At 60.3% G+C, this 8,493-nt stretch carries 9 protein-coding genes; 8 read left to right on the top strand and 1 reads right to left on the bottom strand.

Annotated features, from left to right (window positions below; translation table 11 throughout):
- Nucleotides 1-301, bottom strand: a 301-nt coding sequence (locus ACFE0K_RS09415) for a DUF2062 domain-containing protein (RefSeq protein WP_434535821.1), incomplete at its 3' end; no start/stop codon positions are given.
- A 298-nt stretch (nt 302-599) separates the two neighbouring features.
- Here ACFE0K_RS09415 and ACFE0K_RS09410 point away from each other — a divergent pair.
- The 8 genes from ACFE0K_RS09410 to ACFE0K_RS09375 form a co-directional block, all read left to right on the top strand.
- A complete protein-coding gene (locus ACFE0K_RS09410) occupies nt 600-2,825 on the top strand; it encodes a DNA internalization-related competence protein ComEC/Rec2 (RefSeq protein ID WP_434535820.1) in 2,226 nt (741 codons plus the stop codon).
- A gap of 62 nt (nt 2,826-2,887) precedes the next feature.
- On the top strand, nt 2,888-3,517 hold the full coding sequence (locus tag ACFE0K_RS09405) for a MotA/TolQ/ExbB proton channel family protein (RefSeq protein WP_290538150.1): 630 nt from the start codon (nt 2,888-2,890) through the stop codon (nt 3,515-3,517).
- Nucleotides 3,514-3,939, top strand: coding sequence for an ExbD/TolR family protein (locus tag ACFE0K_RS09400; protein ID WP_035247299.1), 426 nt, complete (start codon nt 3,514-3,516; stop codon nt 3,937-3,939). The genes ACFE0K_RS09405 and ACFE0K_RS09400 overlap by 4 nt, the downstream gene beginning before the upstream one ends.
- Nucleotides 3,936-5,684: a lipid A export permease/ATP-binding protein MsbA gene (msbA, locus tag ACFE0K_RS09395; protein ID WP_434535819.1), complete on the top strand. Its 1,749-nt coding sequence runs from the start codon at nt 3,936-3,938 to the stop codon at nt 5,682-5,684. The genes ACFE0K_RS09400 and msbA overlap by 4 nt, the downstream gene beginning before the upstream one ends.
- 7 nt (nt 5,685-5,691) lie before the next feature.
- The gene (gene lpxK, locus ACFE0K_RS09390; protein ID WP_434535818.1) at nt 5,692-6,675 is read left to right on the top strand and encodes a tetraacyldisaccharide 4'-kinase; all 984 of its coding nucleotides are present in this window, start codon (nt 5,692-5,694) and stop codon (nt 6,673-6,675) included.
- A 172-nt stretch (nt 6,676-6,847) separates the two neighbouring features.
- On the top strand, nt 6,848-7,606 hold the full coding sequence (gene kdsB, locus ACFE0K_RS09385; protein WP_434535817.1) for a 3-deoxy-manno-octulosonate cytidylyltransferase: 759 nt from the start codon (nt 6,848-6,850) through the stop codon (nt 7,604-7,606).
- Entirely contained in the window at nt 7,603-8,076 is a 474-nt protein-coding gene (locus ACFE0K_RS09380; RefSeq protein WP_434535816.1) for a low molecular weight protein-tyrosine-phosphatase, read from the top strand. The genes kdsB and ACFE0K_RS09380 overlap by 4 nt, the downstream gene beginning before the upstream one ends.
- Nucleotides 8,073-8,493 (top strand): FAD-binding protein (locus tag ACFE0K_RS09375; RefSeq protein ID WP_434535815.1); only part of this gene is annotated, 421 nt, incomplete at its 3' end. The genes ACFE0K_RS09380 and ACFE0K_RS09375, both read left to right, overlap by 4 nt.

Raw genomic sequence — 8,493 nt, 5'->3', positions numbered from 1 at the left:
CAATACGGTAGGTAAAATGGAAAACAGGTACAGAGGTTACCGGATTGGAGATCCACACCAATACCACCGATAGCGGCAGGTTGCAGTGGAAGCGGACTGCGAGCAGGGCGGCCAGGCCCATCTGAAGGGGAATGGGTAGCAGGGCAGTAAAGACGCCGATAAAGGCGGCACCGGCCAGTGAGCGCCGGTTGATATGCCACAGGTTCGGATCGGCCAATACCTCACCTAGAAAGCTCAACGCTTTGTGTTCGCGCAGGCGATCCGGTTTTGGCAGGTATTTTCGGAAGATCCGTTTTGGCATGAACTCGCGTCTGCAGACCGTGTCGGGAGAATCCCGTGAATGTCGTGTCGGTATCAGCTTAGGTGCCCGGCAGGCTGGGTACCACCCGACTTGTGTTATGCGTTGGGAGCCTTGTCAGAGGCTTCATGGCGCATGGCGGGCATGAAATAGCGTCAGAAACTTACCTGGCTGCACCCCGCGGCTGGCTATTATGCCCGGATCGGAAAAAAAGGCATACACCTACACGGGGCTTTGTGTCTCCTGGACATCATACAAAGACTGACCGTGAAGAAAGCGACTATTTTCCACGGGAGCAGGGATGCGATTGTGGTGGTTATCGGCGGCGCTGGCGACAGCATGCTGGCTGGGCGTGTTGTGGCCGCTACCGGTACTGGTGGTAGTGGCGGTATTGGGGTGGCGGCGCGGGCGGCGTTGGCTGGTGTGGTTACCACTGTTGTGGTGTTACGGCGTGGTGCAACTGCACAGTGGCGTGTCAGCACGGTTGCCTGCTTCCCTGGAAGGGGAAACCCTGGCCATGCAAGGCGAGGTGGTGGGGCTGCCGGCCACGATCAACGAGTATCGCTTCGGTCGCTGGCGTTATCGCCAGACGCTGACGGTGGACGTTTGGGGCGCAAGCCGCTGGCCCGGTACGCACCGTATCCGGGTCAACGCCTATGAACTGCCTGTGCAGGTGATGGCAGGACAGCGGCTTGCGCTGAGGGTGAAGTTGAAGGTCCCCCGGGGCGTCTACAATGCCATCGGGGTGGATGCGGCCCGGCGTGATCTGGCCGCCGGCATTGATGCCCGGGGCACGGTGCAGTCGTGGACCGTGCTGGGCAGCGATCAGGGGCTGGATCGTTGGCGGCAGTGGTTGTCGGACCGGGTGGCGGAACAGGTATCCGTGTCGCCGGCGGGCAGAGCGATCCTGCCGGCACTGGTGGTGGGTGACCGGTCGCGGTTGTCCAGCCAGCTGTGGCAGCAATTTCAGCTCACCGGTGGCGCCCACCTGCTGGCCATCTCCGGACTGCATATCGCCATTGTGGCCGGTTGGTTCTGGTGGTTGGGGCGCTGGTTGCTGGGGCCGGTGCTGCAGCGCCTGTTTCCGGTTTTAACCGCGTTTACTTTGCAACAACTTGCCTGGGGGCCGGCACTTCTGGCGGCGCTGGGTTATGCCGCCCTGGCCGGGTTCAGCCTGCCCACGGTACGGGCGGTGATCATGCTGGCGGTGGTAGCAGGGGCGCAGTGTACTCGGGTGGCTGTGCCATTGTGGAAGAGCCTCGGGGTGGCGCTGTTGATGGTGCTACTGCTGTTTCCGCTGTCGGCGCTCTCGGAAAGCCTGTGGTTGTCGTTCGGCGCCGTGGCTGCGATTGCCATGCTGGTGACCAGTCACGGAGCCCGGTGGCTACTGGTACTGCTGCCGGTGATGATGGCCATGCTCGGTGCCATTCTGTTCCAGCAATGGTCAATCAGTGCGCCACTGACCAATCTGTTTCTGATCCCCTTGTATACCTGCATCGTGGTGCCGCTGGCTTTGCTGGGTAGCCTGTTGCAGCAGGGCTGGCTTCTGGAGGGGGCGGCCACCGGCACGGAGCTGTCTGTGTGGCTGATGGCATCGCTGGCGTCCTCGACCAGTGGCTGGCAGTTGCCGTTGCCCACGGTAACCAGTGGGTTGTTTGCGATGGTGGCACTGGCTCTGCTGCTGGTGCCCGCATTGCCGTTTCCTCGGCGGTTGCTGCCGATCCTGTTATTGCCCTGGTTGTGTCAGCGAGCAGCGCCATTACCTGAGGGTGACTGGGAGTTGGTGGCGTTTGATGTGGGGCAGGGGCTGGCACTCGCGGTGCGCACCCGGGAGCATCTGCTGATTTATGATAGCGGGCCGTCCTGGCCCGGCGACAGTATGGCCCGGCGCATCATCCTGCCGTGGCTGGCCCGCCAGGGGCTGATGCCGGACCGCATTATTATCAGCCATGGGGATAATGATCATGCTGGTGGAATGGAGGCGCTAGCCGGTTTGGCACCGGTGTCCAGTGGTGAGCCGCAACGTGTGCCGGATAGCGAGGCGTGTCGGGCGGGGCAGCAGTGGGGCTGGGATGGTGTGACGTTTACGCTGCTGTGGCCTGGGCCGGAGGTGGTGCCGGGCAACGAGTCGAGCTGTGTGCTGCAAGTGTCCGGTGCCGGCAGCTCGTTGTTGATCCCCGGCGATATCGGCAAGCAGAGTGAGTATCGATTGCTGGGTTCGCTGCCGCGGACGGATTTGCTGGTGGTGGCCCACCATGGCAGTAACAGCAGTACCAGCGCGGCCCTGTTGCGTCAGGTGCAGCCCGCTTATGCGCTGGTCAGTGCCGGTTATCGGAATCGTTTTCGCCATCCGCACCCGCAGGTGCTGCAACGGTTGGGCAATGCCGGGGTCACAGTTCTGCGCACGGACCGGGATGGCATGATTGTGTTTCGCTGGGGTGCCGCTGATAATGTGCCGCTTATAACAACATGGCGCCAATTTCGTGAAAGACCCTGGCATCGGCCAGCGGCCTGGCGTTTCTGGTGAAAAATCCAATTAACCCGACGCGCACTCTGAGAGTGACGCCGAGAGTGAGGGGAGAAGTTAAGGTGCAGGATCTTGTGCAGTCCGGGGGTTGGATGATGCTCCCGATCTTGATCTGTTCGGTGGTGGCTCTGGCCATTGTGGTGGAACGTTTCTGGACCTTGCGTCCTAGCAAGTTGGCGCCGGCGGATACCGTGCCGCAGGTGCAGACGCTGCTCAAGCGGGGTCTGCTCAACGAGGGTAATCTGGTCAAGCTGCGTGACAGCTCGCCGCTGGGTCGCATTCTGGCTACCGGGTTAGCCAATGCCCGCCATGGTCGCGACATCATGAAAGAAAGCATCCAGGAGAGTGCCACTAGCGTGGTGCATGAACTGGAGAAATTTCTCAGTACCCTGGGCTCTATCGCTGCCATCACGCCGCTGCTGGGCTTGCTGGGCACTGTGATCGGCATGATTGACGTGTTTGCCGCCATCATGATGCATGGCACCGGGGATGCGGCCCAGTTGGCCGGCGGTATTTCTCAAGCGTTGTTGACCACCGCTGCCGGTCTGGTGGTGGCGATTCCGGCCATTTTCTTTCATCGCTTCTTTGTGCGTCGCGTGGAAGAAATCACCATGGAGCTGGAGCAGAACGCGGTACATGTGGTGGATCTGGTGCACGGTGATCGTGAGGCGGAACCAGGAGACAAGGCGTGAAATTTCCCCGGCCCAGCCAGGAGGAGATCAGCGTAAACCTGACACCCCTGATTGATGTGGTGTTCCTGCTGCTGATTTTCTTCATGGTCTCTACCACTTTTGATGACAAGACCCAGTTGTCCATCACGTTGCCGGAGGCTGAAGCGGCACCGCTGGCGCAGTCTTCGGATCAGGTGGAGGTGACGATCACGTCTACTGGCGATTATCTGGTCAATGGCGAAAAGCTGGCGGCCAGTGATAGCAAGACGCTGCGTACTGCGCTGCTGAAACTGGGGCAGGAAAAAACCGACTTGCCGTTGCAAATCTATGCGGATGCCAATGTGGCCTATCAGTCGGTGGTTCGCGTTTATGACGTGGCCGGACAGCTGGGTTTTGTTAAGCTGTCGCTCACTACTCGCGAATCTCCCAACGAGGCACAATGAGTCAACCTCTTCCCCCCGAGGACGTGTGGCCGACCTACAGGCGGCTGCTCAGTTATGTTCGACCACACTGGTTCATGCTGGTGCTCAGCGTGATTGGTTATGCGATCTATGCAGCAACCCAGGCTGGGGCCGCCCAGCTTGCCGGTTTCCTCGGCGAAACCATTGTCGAGCCCACCGATGCCAAAGTTCTGCTGGTATCCATCGCGCCACTGGTGCTGGTGATTTTCCAGGGACTGGGCCAGTTCATGGGTAGCTACTCCATGAACTGGGTGGCGCAGCAACTGGTGTATGTGCTGCGCAATGATGTGTTTGGCCATGTGTTGCGGTTACCCCAGTCGGAATATCACCGCAATGCGTCCGGGCGCATCATGTCGAAAATTATTTTCGATGCCCAGCAAGTCACCAGTGCTGGCACCGATGCCATCATCGTGATTATCCGCGAAGGTCTTACCGTGATTGGCCTTACCGCTTTCCTGCTCTGGCAGAACTGGAAGCTCACGCTGATTCTGGTGGCTGTGGTGCCGTTGATTGCCCTGGTGGTGAATGTGACCAGCAAGCGGTTTCGCAAGATCAGTCGTCGTATCCAGTCGTCCATGGCCAACATTACCCATTTCCTTGGCGAAGCCATCGAGGGTAGTGGCGAAGTAAAAATTTTTGGTGCCCAGGAGCAGGAAGCCAATCGTTTTCACGGTGTCAGCCGCAGCTTTGCCAAACAAAATGTGAAGCTCAACGCCAGCAAGATTGCCAGCACAGTGATCGTGCAGTTGTTTGTGGCAGTGGGCATTGGTGCGATCACGTTTCTCTACATCAACCTGATGGGCGAAGATCTCTCCGTTGGGGGGTTCCTGTCCTATATCGCTGCCGCCGGCATGATCCAGAAACCACTCAAACAGCTCACCGATGTGAACGTGAAAGTGCAGCGTGGGGTGACGGGTGCGTTCAGCCTGTTCGAGTTGCTGGATACCGAACAGGAAGAAGATGCCGGTACCTATGTGCTGCCAACCAAGGCGCGCGGAGATATCGAATTTGACGGCGTCACCTATGGGTATGATCCGGCGCAACCGGTTCTCAGGAATCTGAGTTTCTCCATCAAATCCGGCGAAACCGTGGCACTGGTCGGGCGTTCGGGGGCAGGAAAGAGCACCATCAGTGCCATGCTGCCGCGCTTCTTCGATCCGGATCAGGGCCGCATTCTGCTTGATGGTGTACCGTTGCCGGAAATCCAGCTTACCGACCTGCGTCACCAGATTGCCATGGTCAGCCAGCGGGTAGTGCTGTTCAACGATACCGTGCGCAATAACATTGCCTATGGCGAACTGCGCGTCATGGACGATGCGGCGATTGAACAGGCTGCCCGTGATGCCCATGCCTGGCGCTTTATTGAGCAGCTCGAGCAGGGGCTGGATACCCGGTTGGGGCAGGATGGCGTACAGCTTTCCGGTGGCCAGCGCCAGCGTATCGCCATTGCCCGGGCGCTACTGAAAGACGCGCCGATCCTGATTCTGGATGAAGCCACCAGTGCTCTGGATACGGAATCCGAGCACCATATCCAGCAGGCGCTGGAGCAGGTCATGGCTGGACGCACCACTCTGGTGATTGCCCATCGCCTGTCGACTATCGAGAAGGCCGACCGGATTCTGGTTCTGGACCAGGGCCAGTTGATCGAGCAGGGGTCACACCAGGAACTGCTGGACAAGAATGGCCTTTACACCCAGTTGTACCGCATGGATTTTGCCGAGGAGTAAGCCGGCCATGGGCTCATTGAGCGAATGGATTCAACAGGGCTGGTATAAGGGTAGCCCCTGGCTGGTGCCGCTGCGGCCGCTCTCCATGCTGGTGTCCCTGGAAGCCAAGCGCCGCCTGCAACGGTTTCGCAAGGAAAAACCGTCGCCGCCGGTGCCGGTACTGGTGGTCGGCAATATCACCGTGGGCGGCACTGGCAAGACGCCGCTGGTGATTGCCCTGGTGCAGGCCGCCGTTGCCCGTGGCTTGAAGGTGGCGGTGGTGTCCCGGGGGTTCGGCGGCAAGACCGATCAATACCCCCGCTTGGTTACTGCCGATAGCGATGCCCTCAATGTGGGCGATGAGCCGGTGCTGATTGCCCGCCGTACCGGGGTGCCGGTGATTCTCGATCCGGATCGTCGCAATGCACTGGAGGTGGCCATCCGTGATCATGCACCGGATCTGGTTATCAGCGATGACGGGCTACAGCACTACGCTTTGCCGCGCAGCGCAGAAATTGTTGTGGTCGATGGCCAGCGTGGTCTGGGTAATGGCCACTGCCTGCCGGAAGGCCCATTGCGCGAGCCGGCCACCCGACTCAAGGAAGTGGATTTCGTGGTCAGCACCGGGGGTGGCTGGAGTGGCGCGCACCCGATGATCATGCGCCCCGCAGACATTACCTCCCTGGCCACGGGCGAAACACTCGATCATCAGACATTCCTGCGCGAGCATCCCCAGGTCCACGCGGTGGCCGGCATCGGCAACCCCAAGCGGTTTTTCAATCTGCTCAGCATCCTAGGCCTGAGCGCCACCCCTCACGTCTTTCCCGATCATCATGCTTTTCAGCCGGCGGATCTGGCGTTTGCCGACGGTCTGCCGGTGCTGATGACCGAGAAGGATGCGGTAAAATGCGCCCCCTTCGCCGAGCCACACTGGTGGTACTTGCCGGTGACAGCCAGTCTGCCGGAAGGCTTGCTGGAGCAGATGCTGGACCGGGCGCTGGGAAAGGACTAGTTGCAAGCTACAAGCTACAAGCTTCAACGCGGAATAGGCTTTGGTTTATTGTGAGCGTTGCTGGTCGCGCTTGATCTCTGGTCGCGGCTGATGTGTTTCAGAGACAACAATCCTTTGCTCGCGTTGTAGCTTGCGGCTTGTAGCTTGAAGCTTTACTGAATGAGGTTTTCTGATGAGTTTTTATGTGGTGGTGCCTGCCCGTTATGCATCGACCCGCTTGCCGGGCAAGCCGTTGGCGGATATTGCCGGCAAGCCCATGGTGGTGCGAGTGGCCGAGCGGTGCCAGCAGAGTGAGGCAGGGCAGGTCTATGTGGCCACTGATGATAGCCGCATTGCTGATGCCCTGGCGGGGCAGGTGCCGGTAGTCATGACCCGGGAGGATCACCCTTCCGGTACCGACCGTCTTCAGGAAGTGGCTGCCAAACTGGAACTGGACGATGACGATATCATCGTCAATGTGCAGGGCGACGAGCCGCTGATCCCGCCGTCGGTGATCAACCAGGTGGCCGCCAACCTGGCCGCCAATCCTTCCTGTCAGATGGCCACTCTGTGTGAGCCCATCGAAGACGCGGACCATCTGTTCAACCCCAATGTAGTGAAAGTGGTGTTCGATGATGCTGGTCGAGCGCTCTATTTTTCCCGGGCGCCGATTCCCTGGCATCGCGATGCCTTTGCCGACGGCAGCCGGGATATCAGTGGCGGCCAATGGTGGCGGCATATCGGTATCTACGCTTACCGGGTGTCGTTCCTGCACCAATATGTGCAATGGCCCCCGGCCACACTGGAGCAGCTGGAATCTCTGGAGCAGCTGCGGGCCATGGCCAATGGCGTCGCCATTCATGTGGCACCGGCCATTGAGGCGGTACCGGGCGGGGTAGACACCCAGGCAGATCTGGAGCGTTTGCGCGCGGAGCTGGGAGGACAGGCATGACAGTGTCCGTGCTTTTTGTCTGTCTGGGTAATATCTGCCGTTCGCCCACCGCTGAAGCGGTCTTCCGCGAACGTGTCATCGCCGCCGGCCTGGAAGAAAAAATCCGTATCGACAGCGCCGGTACCGGTGACTGGCATATCGGCCGAGCCCCGGATCCGCGTACCCAGGAAGCGGCCGCCCGCCGCGGCTACCAGATGGATTCCCTGCGTGCTCGCCAGGTGGGTCCACAAGACTTCTACAAGTTCGACGTGGTGTTGGCCATGGACAATGCCAACCTGGCGGATCTGCAGGCCATGCAGCCGGCGGATGTCTCCGTCACGCTGGGGCGCTTTCTGGATTACGCCAGTGCGGCGTCTGTGAGTGAGGTGCCGGACCCTTATTATGGCGGCGAAGACGGTTTTGACCGGGTATTGGACCTGATTGAGGGCGGTGCCGACGGTCTGCTGGATGCCTTGCGAGAGCGGTTATGAGCTTGCTTCAGCCTCCGCTAGTGGAAACGGATGCGGATCTGAGCGCACTCAATACCCTGCGTCTGCCCGCCCGTGCCCGACGACTGGCAAGGCCGGCCACCCTGGATGCCCTGGAACAGGTGTTGGCCGAGCGCGACCCGGCTGAGCCGTTGCAGGTGATCGGCGAGGGCAGCAATCTGGTGATCCACGGTGATCTACCCGGGCTAACCCTGTGTCCGGCTATGGATGGCATGGCCTGGGTGAAAGAGGACGCCGGGTTTGTCTGGGTGGCTGCCGGGGCCGGGGTGCACTGGGATGATCTGGTGGCCTGGACCGTTGAGCAGGGCTGGCAGGGGCTGGAAAACCTGTCGTTGATTCCCGGCACCGCCGGGGCGGCACCGTTCCAGAATATCGGCGCTTATGGGGTGGAGCTGTCCC

This window comes from Alcanivorax sp., assembly GCF_051117345.1.
Lineage (GTDB): Bacteria > Pseudomonadota > Gammaproteobacteria > Pseudomonadales > Alcanivoracaceae > Alcanivorax.
The sequence above is the reverse complement of the archived record's forward strand: the minus strand, read 5'-3'. Positions and strand labels throughout refer to the sequence as shown.

Bases quoted from the DNA above. Each gene is read 5' to 3' on its own strand.
- ACFE0K_RS09410 (WP_434535820.1), top strand. From the start codon at position 600: ATGCGATTGTGGTGGTTATCGGCGGCGCTGGCGACAGCATGCTGGCTG.
- msbA (WP_434535819.1), top strand. From the start codon at position 3,936: ATGAGTCAACCTCTTCCCCCCGAGGACGTGTGGCCGACCTACAGGCGG.
- lpxK (WP_434535818.1), top strand. From the start codon at position 5,692: ATGGGCTCATTGAGCGAATGGATTCAACAGGGCTGGTATAAGGGTAGC.
- kdsB (WP_434535817.1), top strand. From the start codon at position 6,848: ATGAGTTTTTATGTGGTGGTGCCTGCCCGTTATGCATCGACCCGCTTG.
- ACFE0K_RS09380 (WP_434535816.1), top strand. From the start codon at position 7,603: ATGACAGTGTCCGTGCTTTTTGTCTGTCTGGGTAATATCTGCCGTTCG.